Origin of the sequence: Novosphingobium sp. ES2-1 (genome assembly GCF_015169775.1) — a bacterium.
GTDB lineage: Bacteria > Pseudomonadota > Alphaproteobacteria > Sphingomonadales > Sphingomonadaceae > Novosphingobium > Novosphingobium subterraneum.
Genome location: NZ_CP063445.1, coordinates 3,021,946 through 3,038,252, shown reverse-complemented (window position 1 = coordinate 3,038,252; position 16,307 = coordinate 3,021,946). Strand labels below are relative to the sequence as shown.

The window sequence follows — 16,307 nt, the reverse complement described above, 5'->3', positions numbered from 1 at the left end:
GTGACCGATTCCCGAGTTCCCTACTTCCACGTCGATGCTTTCACCGCCCGCGCCCTGGGTGGCAATCAGGCGGCGGTGATGATGCTCGATGCCTGGCCTGACGATGCAACGCTTCTGGCGATCGGCGCGGAGAACATGTTCGCCGAAACCGCCTTCCTCGTGCCCGATCAAACCGGCATGGCCGATTTCGAGCTCCGCTGGTTCACCCCTGCTGTCGAAGTGGCGATGTGTGGCCACGCTACGCTGGCATCTGGGCACGTCGTGCTGGCGCAGGACCCGATGCGGGGCCGTGTCACGTTCTCGACGCGCAAGGCCGGCGTGCTCGAGGTTGCGCGCGATGGCGATCGCTACGTGCTTTCGCTTCCGGCCGTGCCCACGGCTCCCGGTGCTTTCGACGATGCGGTGCCTCTGCTCGGGCCGGGCAAGCCGATCGACGTCTGGCAGGGCGATGGCTACAACATCTTTCATTACGCCACGGCTGACGAAGTCCTCGCACTCGCGCCGGATTTCAAGGCCCTGCTACGGTTCGGCGACACGCAGTTCATCGCCACCGCCGCGGGCAGCGGACATGCCTCGGGCGCAGACATCGTCAGCCGCGTGTTCGTGCCGGGTGGCGGGATTGACGAGGATGCCGCCACCGGATCGGCCCACGCTGCGCTCACGCCGTACTGGGCAAGCAAGCTCGGGCGCGCGACATTCTCGGCGCATCAGGCCTCGGCACGCGGCGCGGACTTCGTCTGCCGCCTCGAAGGTGATCGCGTGTTGCTGGGCGGCGATTGCGTGACCGTGGTCGAGGGGCTGTTCCGCCTGCCGTGAAGCCTCAGCGGTAAAGCGCCACAACGTCCGCCAGGCCGTCCACCAGCGGGGCCAGCTGTTCGTCCGGCGTCTTGCCGAGGCGCACCACAGTTAGCCCGCGGCTCGGGCTGACGATCACGTACTGGCCGAGATGGCCGATGCAGGCGAACAGGTCCTTCGGGCCGCGATCGGGAAACAGCGAAGACTCGCCGTTCGTCGGAGTACGGTTGAGCCAGATCTGCGCGCCGTACTGCGCCTCTCGTGGCGAGGGCGTGACCATGAACTCGATCCACTGCCGCGGGATGATCTGCGCGCCCTTGACCGAGCCCTTGTTGCGCAGGAACTCGCCGAACTTCGCCCAGTCGCGCGCGGTGCCGTGGATCAGCGAACCGCCGATCAGCGTGCCCGCGGCGTCGAATTCGGGCAGCATCGATTTCATGCCAGCCGGTTCGAACAGGCGGGTGCGCAGGTAATCGGCCACGGCCTGACGGCGATTCTCCGGGTTCGGCGCGGGCGAGAGCACGCGCGCTGCGAGATCGGCGAGGATCACGCTGGTCGCCGAAGAGTATTCGAACTTGCGGCCCGGCTCCGCTTCGAGCGGCTGGTCCTCGGCATAGCGCGCCATGTCGTCGCGACCGTCGAGGAACAGCATGCGCACTTCGTCGGATTCGTAGACCGGATCGATCGCTTCGGAATGGCGCAGACCCGACCGCATCTGCAGCAACTGGCGAAGCGTGATCTCGCCGCGCGGATCGCCGGGGCGCTGCCACGCCGGGACCGGCGCGGTCTCGTCCAGCCGCAGGCGCCCATCGGACACGAGCATCCCGATCATCACGCCGGTGACCGACTTGGCCATCGACCAGCTGACGAAGCGGGTATTCTCGTGATAGCCCTCGGCATAACGCTCGGCGACGATGCGACCGTTCTTCATCACGATGACAGCGCGCGTCTCGCCCATCTCGGGCGCGAACAGGGCGTCGACCGCGCGGGCCAGCTTTTCGCGACCGGTGCCGGGGTCCTTGACCACCGCCTTCATGGCTTCTTCCGAGACGGGCGGCGGCCCTTCGGCCTCATTCGTCCCCCGCGAACAGCCAGCCACGGCTGGCAGCAGCGCAAGGGTCAGGATAAGGGAGAGCGAGCGACGGGCCATCGGGCCAGTCCTTTCGACCAGAATCGGCAGTCATGGCAACCGGCAACCAAAGTTCCCCCACAGCTCCGTCATTGACGATCGCGCCCAGACGCAGCTGGCGCTGGCGCGCGCTGCTGATCGCACTGGCCTTGCTGCTTGCGGTGCTGGCGACGTTCTGGACCGCAATTCGCGACTATGCGACGACCGGGGCAAGCTATGGCGCGCGCGTGGCGTGTTCGTGCCGCTTCGTTGGCGGGCGCGAACTGTCGGATTGCCGCAAGGATTTCGAGCCGGGAATGGAACTGGTGTCCCTGAGCGAGGATGCCGAGGCCAAGAGCGTGACAGCACGCTTCGCCCTGCTGTTCAGCCAGACCGCAACCTATCGCAAGGGGCCGGGCTGCGTGCTTGAGCCGTGGAAGAAATAGGGCGCAAGAATTGAAGCTTCAGGCGTCCCAACGCTCGGTCGAATCGATCCAGCCGCCGCCGACCACCCGCTCGCCCGCATAGAGCACAGCGGCCTGCCCCGGAGCGACGCCGTACTCGGGCTGCATGAAGCGGATCGTTGCGCTGGCGCCTTCGCCGAACGGACCTTCCAGTTCGACCGGTACGGGCTTTGCCAGCGAGCGCACCTTTGCCGTCAGCGGTCCCGCCGGGAGCGGGCCGATGCGGTTGGTTTCCGTGATCTTCGCGCGGCTGACTGCCAGCATCGGACGCGGCCCCACCAGCACGCGGCGCTGCGGCGCATCGAGACCGATCACGTAGAGCGGTTCGGGCTGTCCGCCGATCTCGAGGCCCCGCCGCTGGCCCACGGTATAGTGGATGATGCCGCGATGGTGCCCGAGCACTTCGCCACTGGCAGCATGGACGATCTCGCCGGGCGCGTCGCCTTCGGGCCGGACCGACCGCACGATCTTCGCATAGTCGCCATCCGGCACGAAGCAGATGTCCTGGCTGTCGGGCTTGGCGGCGACGACGAGGCCCATGTCCTCGGCGATGCGGCGCGTTTCGGTCTTCGGCAGGCCGCCCAGCGGGAAACGCAGGAAATCGAGCTGGGCCTCGGTCGTGCCATAGAGAAAGTAGGACTGGTCGCGCGCCGGATCGAACGCACGGTGGAGTTCGGGGCCGTCGCCATCGACCACGCGGCGCACGTAGTGACCGGTCGCCAGGCAATCTGCACCCAATTCGCGGGCCATCGCCAGAAGATCGGTAAACTTCGGTCCCATGTTGCAGCGAACGCAGGGAATCGGAGTCCGACCGTTGAGATAATCATCGGCAAAGCGCTCGACGACTTCCTCGCGGAAGCTGGATTCGTGGTCGAAGACGTAATGGGCGATGCCCAAGCGGTCGGCCACGGCACGTGCATCGCGGATGTCGTCACCGGCGCAGCATGCGCCCTTGCGCCCGGTCGCCGCGCCATAATCGTAAAGTTGCAGGGTAATGCCGATCACTTCGGCCCCGCTTGCCGCAGCAATTCCCGCCACGACCGAACTGTCGACGCCGCCGGACATGGCAACGACGATGCGCCGCGCCTTGACCGGTTGCGGCAGGTCGAAGAGGTCTGGAAGTGTTGCCGTGTCGAGCATGAGGCGCGCCATAGTCGGTTTGGCGCCGCAGCGCAAAGCGTGCGGCAGGAACACGGATTCGGACCGTCACAAGATAAACAACAATTAAACGGCCCCTTTACCGGACCTTAGCCATCTCGCGCCTAGAAGCACCGCGATGGATATGAGTTTGAACGATCATGCGGCGTTTTTCGGCGGCGATACGGTTTCGACAGCCGGGTCCGGGTTGCGTCCGCTGTCGTGGCACGGGCTGTGCGCCCGCATCGCCGCAACGCAGGATCTGCGCCGATCGATGTGTGAGGAAGGCGAAGATGGGCTCGCCGAGGAAGGTGGCAGTTTCCACAGACTCACCGCCGCCTTCATTGCGTCGAACGTATGGGGCAATCCACCGCATGAACGGGTCGTTAACCCTAAGTCTTCAGCGAATGGCAAAGCAGGACTGGGCACATTCGCCGCCGATATGACCGTGACGCGGCAAGGCCGCGCCGAAGCACGAGACTGACATGATCGAGAACCAGAAAATCCGTCCGGCACAAGTCATCGGCCCGCTCGGCGAACCCCTGACGCTCGACAGTCTGCCGCCTGCCAACACCACGCGCTGGGTGGTCCGGCGGAAGGCGGAAGTCGTAGCGGCAGTGAACGGCGGGCTCCTGACCATCGACGAGGTCTGCGAGCGCTACAACCTCACGCTCGAGGAGTTCGCCTCGTGGCAGCGCGCGGTCGACCGCTCGGGCATGCAGGGCCTGCGCGTGACCCGTATCCAGCATTATCGCGATCTGTACGAGCGACAGCTCAAGTATTGATCGCAACAACCAGCTCCATCCGCGGCGGCCGCTTCCTTCGGGAGGCGGCCGTTGTTCTTTGGGGCATCTGTTCGGTTGTTCGCTTGCACTGCAAAGGTATCCGGCGGGTTACAAAAAGTTACAGGTGCAAGAAAGACACGGTGTCCATTTCGGCATAAGTCCTTCGTCGAGACGGAATTGCGCCTCGTCGGAAGGGTAGCTATTGCAATGCAATGACCTGCCATACGGCGGTGCCGCATGCTTGCGGCAAGTGCGTTATGAATGTAACACACCTACTCGAATTTCAAGGGGCCTGCCCTCGCCCCGCCGCGGGACGAAGGCATTGACGAACATGAACTACGAAACGACGATCAACGCCGACAATACCGTCTCGCCCGCTTTTGACGGAGAGGGCGATGGTCGGCTGTCGTCCCGACGCATCTGGATCATCGGTGCAGCGGTTCTGGCGGTTCTGGCAGCAGCGTGGTTTCTCATGCACCGGGGCGATGGCAATGCCGCTGCCGATGCGCAGGAATCGCAGGCGCAGGTCGTGACCGTCGTGGTGCCCGGTACCACCACCATCGCTGGAACCATCACGGCCAGCGGCACGATTGCCGCGCGGCGCGAGATGCCGGTCGGGGTTGCCGGGGAAGGCGGGCAGATCGTGCAGGTGCTGGTGGATGCGGGCGACTGGGTCCGTGCGGGCCAGGTTCTCGCTGTGATCGACCGGTCGGTCCAGGGCCAGCAGATCGCGAGCCAGGCCGCCAATGTCGAAGTGGCCGCCGCCGATGCCCGGCTGGCACAGGCCAACCTCGATCGTGCGCTGAAGCTGGTGGAGCGCGGATTTATCTCAAAGGCAGACATCGACCGGCTCACCGCCACCCGCGATGCCGCCAATGCACGGGTGCGGGTGGCAAGGGCCAGCCTTGGCGAACTCGGTGCCCGCGCTGCGCGTCTGAACATCGTCGCGCCGGCGGCAGGCCTTGTGCTGACACGCGCGGCCGAACCGGGCCAGATCGTCACCCCGGGTTCTGGCGTTCTGTTTTCCATGGCGCGTGACGGGCAGATGGAAATGCAGGCTCGCCTTTCGGAATCCGACCTTGCGCGTCTTGCGGTGGGCGCGAGCGCGGAAGTCACGCCTGTCGGCACCGACCGCAAGTTCTCGGGTCAGGTCTGGCAACTCTCGCCGACGATCGACCAGACAAGTCGCGAAGGGATCGCGCGCATTGCCCTTGCCTACGACAAGGTCCTGCGCCCCGGCGGCTTTGCCACCGCAACGCTGGTTTCCGGGACAACGAACGCGCCGCTTCTGCCGGAATCGGCCATCCTCAGCGACGATAAGGGGTCCTACGTCTTCGTCATCGACCAGGATGACAAGGCGGTTCGCCGCCCGGTGAAGACCGGTCAGGTCAGTGCGAAGGGCATCGCCGTCGTCGAGGGCCTTTCGGGCCGCGAGCGGGTGGTGCTGCGGGCCGGCGGCTTCCTCAATCCGGGGGACAAGGTCCGGCCGGTCGTTCAGAAATAAGGGCTGGCGATGAACTTCCAGAACATCTCGGCCTGGTGCATCCGCAACCCGGTCGTACCCATCGTCCTGTTCCTCGGGCTTACGCTCGCTGGCCTCGTCTCGTTCATGCAGATGAAGGTCCAGGACAACCCGGACATCGAATTCCCGGTCGTCATCGTGCAGATCAGCCAGCCCGGCGCTGCTCCGACGGAGATCGAGAACCAGATCACGCAGCGTGTCGAATCGGCCGTGCGATCGATCGCCGGTGTCGACACGCTGACGTCGACTGCCTCCGAAGGCAGCAGCCAGACGCAGGTCCAGTTCAAGATCGGCCAGGACATCAACGCCGCGGTCAACGAGGTCAAGAACAAGGTCGACCAGATCCGTTCCGACCTGCCCGAGGGCATCCTCGAGCCGCAGGTGTTCAAGGTCGAGACCTCATCCAACCCGATTGCCTACTTCGCGGTTGCGGCGGACGACATGACCATCGAGCAGCTCTCGTGGTTCATCGACGATACGATCGCCAAGCGCCTGCTGACCGTGCCCGGCATGGCCGAGGTCAGCCGTTCGGGCGGGGTCAATCGCGAGATTGCCGTCACGCTCGATCCGATGAAGATGACAAGCCTCGGGGTCACTGCAAGCCAGGTCAATGCAGCGCTGCGCCAGGTCAACATCAACGCGGCAGGCGGCAAGACCGAAGTGGCCGGCTCGCGCCAGTCGGTTCGCGTCCTCGGCAATGCGAAGACCGCGTACGAACTGTCGCAGACCGAGATCAGCCTCAGCGGCAATCGCACGGTGCGTTTGGCCGACGTTGCCGATGTCAGCGATTCCTACAGCGAACTGACCTCGATCGCGAAGTTCAACGGCAAGCCTGTCGTGACCTTCTCGTTTTCGCGTGCGCGCGCGGAGTCCGACGTGTCCGTCTATGACGGTGCGCTCAAGGAAATGGAGAAGATCAAGCAGGAGCAGGGCGGCAAGATCCACTTCGAGCTCCTGTTTACCTCGGTCATCCAGACCAAGGATCAGTACCGTTCGTCGATGAACGCGATGGTCGAAGGCGCTGTCCTGGCGGTGGTCGTGGTGTTCCTGTTCCTGAGGGACTGGCGCGCGACGATCGTGTCGGCGCTGGCCATTCCCCTGTCTTCGATCCCCACGTTCTGGGTCCTTGACCTGATGGGCTTCACGCTCAACCAGATGTCGCTTCTGGCGCTGGGGCTTGTCGCGGGCGTACTGGTCGATGACGCGATCGTCGAGATCGAGAATATCGTCAGACACATGCGAATGGGCAAGACCGCCTATCAGGCGGCGATCGACGCCGCCGACGAAATCGGTCTCGCGGTTGTGGCGACGACGTTCTCCATCGTAGCCGTGTTCTTTCCCGTGGCGCTCATGCCCGGCGTATCCGGCCAGTTCTTCAAGAACTTCGGCCTGACCGTGGTCATCTCGGTCCTGTTCTCGCTGCTGGTCGCGCGCATGATCACCCCGATGATCGCGGCCTATTTCCTGCAGGCGCACGGCGAGGCGGAGCACGGCAGCGGGCCGTGGATGGACAAGTACATGAAGGTGCTGGGCTGGTCGCTCGATACCTCGAAGGCGAGGGCCTACCGCGCCGAGCATCCGCGCCGCCGCTTCCGCGCGCGCTTGCGCGACCACCGGTTGTGGATGATGGGCATCGGGGCCGGTGCCTTCGTGCTGACCATCGTCATGTTCATGTCGATCCCGGCACAGTTCTTCCCCGACGCCGACAGCGATTCGAGCACGGTCACCATCGAAATGGTGCCGGGCACAACCTTGCAGCAGACCGAGCGAAAGGTGGGCGAGGTCGTCGACCTGCTCGCCAAGCAGCCCGAGGTGGAATCGCAGCTGGCCTCGGTGCGGGAGGGGCGCGGCAACATCTATGTCAACCTCCGGCCCGACCGCGAACGGACCAGTCTGGTCTTCGAACGCGAATTGACCCCGCAATTGCAGTCCATCTCGGACATCCGGGCGAACTTCCAGGCCCAGGGGCCGAGCGGTCCCGGTGGCGGTTCGGGCCGACCGATCAGCATCATGCTGGCCGGGTCCGATCCAGAATTGCTGCAGAAGACCGCACAGACGCTGGTCGATCAGATGAGCACGCTGCCGCTCGTCGTGGCACCGCGCATCAGTGCCGACTTGCGCCGGCCTGAAGTGATCATCAAGCCGAGGCTTGATCTTGCGGCGAGCCTCGGCGTGACAACGCAGACGCTGAGCCAGGTGATCCGCATCGCGACTCAGGGCGAAATCGACCAGAACAGCGCCAAGTTCTCGCTGTCCGATCGTCAGGTTCCGATCCGTGTGAAGTTGCCGGAAGCCTCGCGCCGGGACCTTTCGACGCTGGAGAACCTGCCGGTTCCGACCGCTTCGGGTGGATCGGTTCCGCTGTCGCGCGTGGCCGAGATCGAATTCGGTTCGGGGCCGACGCAGATCCAGCGCTACAACCAGAGCCGCCGCGTCTTTGTCGGTGCGGACTTGCCTCCGGGCGTGGTCAAGGGCGATGCAATGAACGCCATCGCGAAGCTGCCCGTAATGCGAAATCTGCCGCAGGGCGTTTCCAACACTGCGGCAGGCGAAGACAAGTTCCAGGCCGAGCTGATGTACAATTTCGTCATCGCCGTCGCTTCGGGCATCTTGCTGGTGTTCTCGGTACTGGTGCTGCTCTACCACCGCTTCATCTCGCCGCTGGTGAACATGGGGTCGCTGTTCCTCGCCCCGCTCGGCGGCTTGCTGGCGATCGGCCTGATGGGGCAGGCGCTGTCTCTGCCCGTGTTCATCGGCATTCTCATGCTGTTCGGCATCGTGGCGAAGAACTCGATCCTGCTGATCGACTTCGCAATCGAGGAGATGGCCACCGGGAAGGCCAAGCTCGAGGCCATTACCGAAGCCGGGCACAAGCGTGCGCAGCCGATCATCATGACCACCGTGGCCATGGTGGCCGGCATGATCCCGACCGCGGTTTCGGTCGGCGGCGATGGTGGATGGCGTGCTCCCATGGGCGTCGTGGTGATCGGCGGGCTCACGCTGTCCACGGCCTTGACCCTGCTGATCGTGCCGGCGGGCTTCAGCCTTGCCGACGGTCTCGAGAAGCGCGTCGGGCCATGGCTCGCCCGCAAGGTTCTCGGGCATGAGCCGGCACCAAGGCCCGTTGCCAAGCCGATTGTACCAGCCACGCGGAACGAACCGCAGCACGAGGCATTTCCGGCGGAGTGACCGCCAGATCGCAACAGCCCGTCGAAGCAGCGCCTTCGAACCCCAGCGGACCCGTCCGCATCGGTAGAGGGCGCGCAATGCCAATGGTGGTTGATCGTGCCCGGCGGATGCGTATCGTCGCCACCTGCCTGCTGGTGGCGATGGCGCTGATCTATGTTGCCACCCGACGGTATGAGGGACTGCATCCGGCAATCGGCTTCATCCGGGCCTTTGCCGAAGCGGCGATGGTCGGTGGCCTGGCGGACTGGTTTGCGGTAACCGCGCTGTTCCGGCATCCGCTTGGTCTGCCAATCCCGCACACGGCGATCATACCCGAAAACAAGGACCGCATTGCCGATACGATGGCATCGTTCCTGCAGGCCAATTTCCTGACTCCGCAGGTTGTCGCGCGCCGCATGGGGGCGGTCAACGCCGCCGCCGCCGCCGGTGCGTTTCTGTCCGATCCGCGGACGGGGGAAAGCCGCTTGCGCGATGGGGCGGCAGGGTTGCTGGCCGATGTGCTGGAATCGCTCGATCCCGATGAACTTGGCGGTCTAGCCAAAGGCGCGTTGCGGACGCAGCTGGAGAAGCTGGAACTGGCGCCATTGCTGGGCCAGCTGCTGGGCGCGGCAATCGCCGATGGGCGGCACATGCCGGTCATCGAAAGCCTGATCCGCAAGGCTGCAGAGACGATCGAGGCAAACGAGCCTCTCATCCAGTCAACCATTCACGAGCGCGCCAACACGATCCTGCGCTGGACAGGCCTTGATGAAAAGCTGGCGAATGCCATCCTCGATGGCCTTTACAAGCTTCTGGCTGAAACGCTGGTCGTCCCCGACCACCCGTTGCGCCGCAAGATCGAGGAAGGTCTGGCAACGCTTGCCGACGATCTGGTGAACGACGCCAATATGCGCGCGAAGGTCGAACGGATGAAGCACGAGGTGCTGGCCAATCCCGCATTCGGCCGGTGGCTGGACGGATTGTGGGAACGTGGCAGGATGCGCCTCCTGCAGGTCGTCCGCAACCCGCGCGGCGCGCTGGGCGGCCAGTTGGGGGCAAGCCTTGCCGAGCTTGGCAATGCGCTGCAGCGCGATGTGCGACTGCAGAAGGTGGTCAATCGCTTTGCCCGGCGGACGCTGGTCGGCGTGTCGACGCGCTACGGCGCGCAGATCGTGCGGCTCGTGTCCGAAACCGTGAAGCGGTGGGACGCCCGCACCGTTACTGATCGCATCGAGGGGGCGGTCGGCCGGGATCTGCAGTTCATCCGCATAAACGGCACCTTGGTCGGTGGACTCGTTGGCCTCGTGTTGCATGCGATGGACGTAATGTTGTGAACGCGCTGCCGCAGTTTGAGACGGATCGGCTGATCCTCAGAGTGCCGGGTCGCGACGATTATCTTCTCCTGCGCGATCTTGTCGCCGATCCCGAAGTACATCGCTTCCTCGGGCCTCGGCCGGAAGACCCTACCACAGACATGTTTTCGCGTGCCCTGCGCGGCGCTGGCTCATGGCAACTGTACGGTTACGGCATGTTTCTCGTGCACGAGAAGGGCAGCAATGCCTTCGTCGGGCAAATGGGCCTGTTCCATTCACTGCGCGGCTTCGGCAAGGGGCTTGATGACGTGGTCGAGGCAGGGTGGATCGTGGCGCGGCCCTTCTGGGGCCGTGGCTATGCAAGAGAAGGCATGGAGGCGGCGCTGGACTGGTTCGACCGCACTCACAAGCCGCGCCGCATCGCTTGCATGATCGAGCCTGAGAACCATTCGTCCGTGCGACTGGCCGAGCGTCTTGGCTTCGTTCGTTATGACGAACATATCTTCGAGGACGAAGCGGCTGTCGACCTTTACGAGCGGGTCATAGAGAGCTGACTGCGGGAAACGGCACCGCAGAGGGATCGGCTAGATTGCCGGCGAGCAGGCGCGCGGCCTGTCGCTGGAGTTCCTCGATCGGGAAGGGCTTGGTCAGGACCGCGGTTCGATCCTCCAGACGGGCATCGTTCTGCAGCACTACGCTGTCGGCGTAACCTGTCACGAACAGCACGCCGAGATCCGGCAAGCGGCGGCGCGCCTCGTCGGCAACCTGTCGGCCGTTGAGTCCGCCTGGCAGGCCCACGTCGGTGACAAGCAGATCGATATCGGGGTAGCGATCAAGCACGGCGAGCGCCGCTGCGCCATCGGCAGCTTCGATGCAGCGCATGCCGATCATGGCCAGCGCGTCGAGCATCATCATGCGCACGGTAGGTTCGTCGTCCACGACCAGCACGGTGGCATCGGGCGGCGTATCGAGGCCACGGATGTCTGCGTGCTCCACGACATCTTCGAGCGCAGCATCGTGCCTCGGCAGGTAGATCCGCACTTGCGTGCCCACGCCCTGCGTTGAACGGATCCGGACAATGCCGTTGCTCTGGCGTGCAAAGCCGTAGACCATTGACAGGCCCAGGCCTGTTCCCTTGCCCGTGGGCTTGGTCGTGAAGAAGGGTTCGAACACGCGGTCGAGATCTTCGTCGGCAATGCCCACGCCGGAGTCGGACACGGTGATCGTCATGTAGTCACCGGATGGAAGACCGCGGCTTCGCGCATCGTCCTCGTCCAGCGCGAGATTGAGCGTCGAGATGGCAAGCGTGCCGCCGTCCGGCATCGCGTCGCGGGCATTGATGCACAGATTGAGCAGTGCGTTCTCGAGCTGGTTGGCGTCTACCAGCGCGAGCCAGAGTGCAGGATCGAGATCAGTCTGCACGGCGATCTGCGGCCCCATGGTGCGCCGGACGAGTTCGATGAAGTCTTCGATGAGGCGATTGGCATGCGTTGCCCGCGGCGACAGGGTCTGGCGACGGGAAAACGCAAGCAACCTGTGGGTCAGTGCTGCAGCGCGTTGTGCGGCGCCAAGCCCTGCTTCGACATAGCGTGGCACCTCGTCACTGCGGCCTTGGTTCACGCGTCGGCCTACCAGCTCGAACGCGCCGGTTATACCTGCCAGGAGGTTGTTGAAATCGTGCGCGAGGCCACCGGTCAACTGGCCCACCGCTTCCATTTTCTGCGCCTGGCGCAGGGCGTTCTCGGCCTGCTCACGCTGCGCGAGCGCATCGGCAATCCGCTGTTCGAGCGTTTCATTGAGCTGGTGCAAGGCGCCTTCGGCCCGGACCCTCTCGGTCACGTCCTTGAACAGGACCGCGACCAGCCGATCCTCGAACGTGCCGATGCGGAACGACGAAACCTCGAGGTGGCGGTTGGTTGCGACCAATTCGTTGCGGAACCGGATTGGCTCGCCCGTGTGCAGCACCTTGCCGTAGAAGGCGATCCAGTCATCGGCCTCGTCAGGCACCATGTCGCGCAAGTGCTGCCCGACCACGTTCGGAATTCCGGTGTGCCGTTCGTAAGCTGGGTTGGCGAGGACGTGGACATAGTCACTGAGGGGGCCGTGGGGCCCATCGAGGAACTTGATGACGCAAAAGCCATCGTCCATGTTCTCGAACAGGATGCGATAGATCTCATGGCCGACAGCGGGCGCGCGGAAAGACGGATCCGCTACGGCGACGCCGTCTTTCACGGATGGATCGATTCAGGCGAGCAGGATTGGGCGCAGTCCATCGCATGCCAAACGCAGTTCATCGCAGCTTGTTCCCGCGTCCTGCCAAAAGGGGCGGGAATACGAAAAAGGCCGGAAGGATTGCTCCTTCCGGCCCAATTCGTGTCAGCTTGAACAGGCGTGGACTTAGAAGTCCATGCCGCCCATGCCGCCCATGCCACCGCCCATCGGCGGCATCGCGGGCTTGTCGTCCGGCTTCTCGCTGATCGCCGCTTCGGTGGTGATCAGCAGGCCCGAGACCGAGGCAGCGTCCTGCAGGGCAGTGCGCACGACCTTGGTCGGGTCGATCACGCCGGCAGCCTTGAGGTTCTCATAGGTGTCGGTCGCGGCGTTGAAGCCCTGGTTCTCGTCGTTCTCGCGCAGCAGGTTGCCGGCGACGACAGCACCGTCGTGACCCGCGTTTGCAGCGATCTGACGGATCGGGGCCTGGATCGCGCGGCGCACGATGTCGATGCCCTTGGTCTGGTCGTCGTTGGCGCCCTTGAGGCCGTCGAGAGCCTTGGTCGCATAGAGCAGCGCGGTACCGCCGCCCGAAACGATGCCTTCCTCAACCGCAGCGCGGGTGGCGTGGAGAGCGTCGTCGACGCGGTCCTTGCGCTCCTTCACTTCGACTTCGGTCGCACCGCCGACCTTGATGACGGCAACGCCGCCAGCAAGCTTGGCCAGACGCTCCTGCAGCTTCTCACGGTCGTAGTCCGAAGTGGTGACTTCGATCTGCGCACGGATCTGCTCGACGCGGGCCTTGATCTCTTCGGCCGAACCGGCACCGTCGACAATCGTGGTGTTGTCCTTGTCGATGGTGACCTTCTTGGCCTGGCCGAGCATGGCGAGCGTGACGCTCTCCAGCTTGATGCCGAGGTCTTCGGAGATCATTTCGCCGGCGGTCAGCGTGGCGATGTCGCCCAGCATGGCCTTGCGACGGTCACCGAAGCCCGGAGCCTTGACGGCGGCGATCTTGAGGCCACCGCGCAGCTTGTTGACGACGAGGGTCGCCAGCGCTTCGCCTTCGATGTCTTCGGCGATGATCAGCAGCGGGCGGCCCGACTGCACAACCGCTTCGAGGATCGGCAGCATCGCCTGGAGCGACGAGAGCTTCTTCTCGTGGATCAGGATGTACGGGTTCTCGAGCTCGACCGTCATCTTTTCCGGGTTGGTGATGAAGTAGGGCGAGAGGTAGCCGCGGTCGAACTGCATGCCTTCGACGACATCGAGTTCGAATTCGAGGCCCTTGGCCTCTTCCACGGTGATCACGCCTTCCTTGCCGACCTTTTCCATCGCCTCGGCGATCTTCTGGCCGACTTCGGTGTCACCGTTGGCCGAGATGATGCCGACCTGGGCGATTTCGGCCGAGCCTGCGACCGGGGTCGAACGCGCCTTGAGGTTCTCGACGACCTTGCCGACGGCGATGTCGATGCCGCGCTTGAGGTCCATCGGGTTCATGCCCGCAGCAACCGCGGTCATGCCTTCGCGAACGATCGCCTGGGCAAGAACGGTCGCGGTGGTGGTGCCGTCACCGGCTGCGTCATTGGCCTTCGAGGCCACTTCGCGCAGCATCTGGGCGCCCATGTTCTCGAACTTGTCCTTGAGTTCGATTTCCTTGGCGACCGAAACACCGTCCTTGGTGATGCGGGGCGCGCCGAAGCTCTTGTCGATCACGACGTTGCGGCCCTTGGGGCCCAGCGTGACCTTCACCGCGTCGGCGAGGATGTCGACGCCGCGCAGAATGCGTTCACGAGCGTCGCGCGAAAAGCGTACGTCCTTGGCAGCCATTTCTCGTTCCTTTGAATGTCTTTGAGTTGATTCAGGAAATCCGGGGTTCGGCTCAGCCGATCACGCCCAGGATGTCCGATTCCTTCATGATCAGCAGGTCTTCGCCCGAAACCTTGACTTCGGTGCCGGACCACTTGCCGAACAGGACGCGGTCGCCGACCTTGACGTCGAGCGGGGTGATCGTGCCGTTTTCGGCGCGAGCGCCGGTGCCGGTGGCGACGATCTCGCCCTCAGCGGGCTTTTCCTTGGCGCTGTCGGGGATGATGATCCCGCCGGCAGTCTTTTCCTCGGCTTCGACGCGGCGTACGAGCACGCGATCGTGCAGCGGACGGAAAGTCATGGGTTGCTCCCTCTTCCAAGTTAAAAAATGAGCCTTGGCACTCTCAAGGCGAGAGTGCCAGCGGGCGGCATATGGGTGCCGGTGGAAGGGGCGTCAATGGGTGTGGCGCAGATTCTTTTCACGCAGATGAACAAATCGGCGAAGCGCACCTTCAGGCCGGCAGGAGCCCCAGCTTCGCGCGGTTTGCCCAGCGCCAGTGCATCAGTCCGGCAACGAAGATCAGCCCGACAAGCAGGCCGAACCACACGCCCAAGCCACCAAAGCCGGTAAACAGACCCAAGCCCAGCGCCGTGCCCACGCCTGGCACCCAGTAGCCGAAGATTGCGATGAGCATAGGCACGCGGGTGTCCTGCAATCCCCGCAGCTGGCTAGCGCCGACTGCCTGCGCGCCATCGAACAGCTGGAATGCAGCTGCAACCATCATGTACTGCAGCGCCAGCGCCACGACCGTCGCGTTCTGTGGGGCGGCAGGGTCAATGTAGAGCTGCAGGAGCTGAAGCGGGAACAGCAGCATGACGGCGGCCGACAGGGCCATGAAGCCAATGCCGAGTTGAGTCGCCACCCGGCCAGCTAGGGCGATGGCCGGGTTGTCGCCCGCGCCATAAGCGAGGCCGACGCGGATCGTCGCCGCCTGGCCGACGCCAAACGGTACCTGAAAGGCGATTGCCGCGAATTGCAGGGCCAGCGTATGTGCGGCCAGCTCGACTTCGCCGATTCTGCCCATCAGGAAGGCCGCGCCGTTGAACATGCCGGCCTCGGCGATGATCGTGCCGCAGATCGGCAGGCCGATCTTCAGAACATCCGCGAACCGCGTCCATTCGGGCTTCCACCACCGGCCAAGCAGGCGATAGCGGTGGAGCCTTCGATCGAAGCGTATCACGACGACGAACGCCAGCAGCATCGCCACGCTGGTCAACACGCTGGAGATCGCGGAACCAAGCAGGCCCAGTTCGGGCGCCCCCATGTGGCCGAAGACGAAGAGCCAGTTTCCCAGAGCATTGATCGCCACCGCCATGCCGGTGATCGCGGTGCCGATGCCGGGCCTGCCGAGCGTTGCCACGACGGTGCGGAGAAGCGCTGCAAGGACTGCGGGAATCGCGGCCCACATCAGCACCTGCAGGAAGGGAACGGCGCGCGCGATCACGCCAGGGTCCTGCCCGGTGATGCGCATCAGGGGCCCGCCGAGCATGCACACACCGATCGCGACGAGGGAGGCAAGCAGGCCAGCCCAGGCAGCCATGCGCACCGTGCGGCGCACTTCGCGAACTGCGTGCCGCCTTCGCCCAAGTTCCGCCGCGATCAGTGGCGATGCGGCACCGACGAGGCCCGTCAGGCTCCATACCAGCAGACCGAACAGCGAAACCGACAGCGACGAGGCTGCCAGCGCTTCCGGCCCGAGCCGCGCCACGAACACGACATCGACCGCGAAGACTGCCATCTGCAGGAGGTTGGCACCGACAAGCGGCGCGGCGAGCCGCAGCATCGCCCGCAGTTCGTCGATCCATCTGTGAGGCGGCCGTTCAAACATGGGACGCGCGGTGTAGGGCCGGGGGGCCCGGAAGGAAAGCGCTGTGTGACCGAGTCGCGGCAGGCCATGGCGCCACGCGGTCCAAGGGCCGTGGGCAGAAACTCCG

At 64.5% G+C, this 16,307-nt stretch carries 14 protein-coding genes; 8 read left to right on the top strand and 6 right to left on the bottom strand.

Annotated features, from left to right (window positions below; genetic code table 11):
- Positions 1-816: a PhzF family phenazine biosynthesis protein gene (locus IM701_RS14830; RefSeq protein WP_230487728.1), complete on the top strand. Its 816-nt coding sequence runs from the start codon at positions 1-3 to the stop codon at positions 814-816.
- A 4-nt stretch (positions 817-820) separates the two neighbouring features.
- On the opposite strand, the gene IM701_RS14825 is transcribed toward IM701_RS14830, so the two are convergent.
- Positions 821-1,945 carry a serine hydrolase gene (locus IM701_RS14825; protein ID WP_193827347.1) on the bottom strand — a complete coding sequence of 375 codons (1,125 nt, stop codon included), beginning with the start codon at positions 1,943-1,945 and terminating at the stop codon, positions 821-823.
- 32 nt (positions 1,946-1,977) lie between these two features.
- Between IM701_RS14825 and IM701_RS14820 the strand changes: the two genes are divergently transcribed.
- Positions 1,978-2,349: a hypothetical protein gene (locus IM701_RS14820; protein ID WP_193827346.1), complete on the top strand. Its 372-nt coding sequence runs from the start codon at positions 1,978-1,980 to the stop codon at positions 2,347-2,349.
- 18 nt (positions 2,350-2,367) lie between these two features.
- Here the strand turns inward: IM701_RS14820 and mnmA are convergent, their stop codons facing one another.
- Positions 2,368-3,519: a tRNA 2-thiouridine(34) synthase MnmA gene (mnmA, locus tag IM701_RS14815; protein ID WP_193827345.1), complete on the bottom strand. Its 1,152-nt coding sequence runs from the start codon at positions 3,517-3,519 to the stop codon at positions 2,368-2,370.
- A gap of 136 nt (positions 3,520-3,655) precedes the next feature.
- On the opposite strand from mnmA, the gene IM701_RS14810 reads away from it, so the two are divergent.
- The 6 genes from IM701_RS14810 (at position 3,656) to IM701_RS14785 (ending at position 10,846) form a co-directional block, all read left to right on the top strand.
- Entirely contained in the window at positions 3,656-3,988 is a 333-nt protein-coding gene (locus tag IM701_RS14810) for a hypothetical protein (protein ID WP_193827344.1), read from the top strand.
- Position 3,989: 1 nt separating this feature from the next.
- A complete protein-coding gene (locus tag IM701_RS14805; protein WP_039337836.1) occupies positions 3,990-4,289 on the top strand; it encodes a DUF1153 domain-containing protein in 300 nt (99 codons plus the stop codon).
- A 331-nt stretch (positions 4,290-4,620) separates the two neighbouring features.
- Positions 4,621-5,793, top strand: a complete 1,173-nt coding sequence (locus IM701_RS14800; RefSeq protein WP_039337837.1) for an efflux RND transporter periplasmic adaptor subunit — start codon at positions 4,621-4,623, stop codon at positions 5,791-5,793.
- A gap of 9 nt (positions 5,794-5,802) precedes the next feature.
- The gene (locus IM701_RS14795) at positions 5,803-9,000 is read left to right on the top strand and encodes an efflux RND transporter permease subunit (RefSeq protein ID WP_039337838.1); all 3,198 of its coding nucleotides are present in this window, start codon (positions 5,803-5,805) and stop codon (positions 8,998-9,000) included.
- Between the two features lie 107 nt (positions 9,001-9,107).
- The gene (locus IM701_RS14790; RefSeq protein ID WP_193828475.1) at positions 9,108-10,313 is read left to right on the top strand and encodes a DUF445 domain-containing protein; all 1,206 of its coding nucleotides are present in this window, start codon (positions 9,108-9,110) and stop codon (positions 10,311-10,313) included.
- Positions 10,310-10,846, top strand: a complete 537-nt coding sequence (locus IM701_RS14785) for a GNAT family N-acetyltransferase (RefSeq protein ID WP_230487727.1) — start codon at positions 10,310-10,312, stop codon at positions 10,844-10,846. Before IM701_RS14790 ends, IM701_RS14785 begins: the two co-directional genes overlap by 4 nt.
- Here IM701_RS14785 and IM701_RS14780 read toward each other — a convergent pair.
- The 4 genes from IM701_RS14780 to IM701_RS14765 all read right to left on the bottom strand — a co-directional run bounded on the left by IM701_RS14780 (position 10,833) and on the right by IM701_RS14765 (position 16,201).
- A complete protein-coding gene (locus tag IM701_RS14780; RefSeq protein WP_230487726.1) occupies positions 10,833-12,524 on the bottom strand; it encodes an ATP-binding protein in 1,692 nt (563 codons plus the stop codon). The genes IM701_RS14785 and IM701_RS14780 overlap by 14 nt on opposite strands.
- Before the next feature lie 165 nt (positions 12,525-12,689).
- Complete coding sequence (gene groL / locus IM701_RS14775; protein WP_039337840.1) at positions 12,690-14,333, bottom strand: chaperonin GroEL; 1,644 nt, start codon at positions 14,331-14,333, stop codon at positions 12,690-12,692.
- A gap of 52 nt (positions 14,334-14,385) precedes the next feature.
- Positions 14,386-14,673, bottom strand: a complete 288-nt coding sequence (gene groES, locus IM701_RS14770; RefSeq protein WP_039337841.1) for a co-chaperone GroES — start codon at positions 14,671-14,673, stop codon at positions 14,386-14,388.
- Between the two features lie 151 nt (positions 14,674-14,824).
- Positions 14,825-16,201, bottom strand: a complete 1,377-nt coding sequence (locus IM701_RS14765; RefSeq protein WP_039337843.1) for an MATE family efflux transporter — start codon at positions 16,199-16,201, stop codon at positions 14,825-14,827.
- Positions 16,202-16,307: the final 106 nt, after the last annotated feature.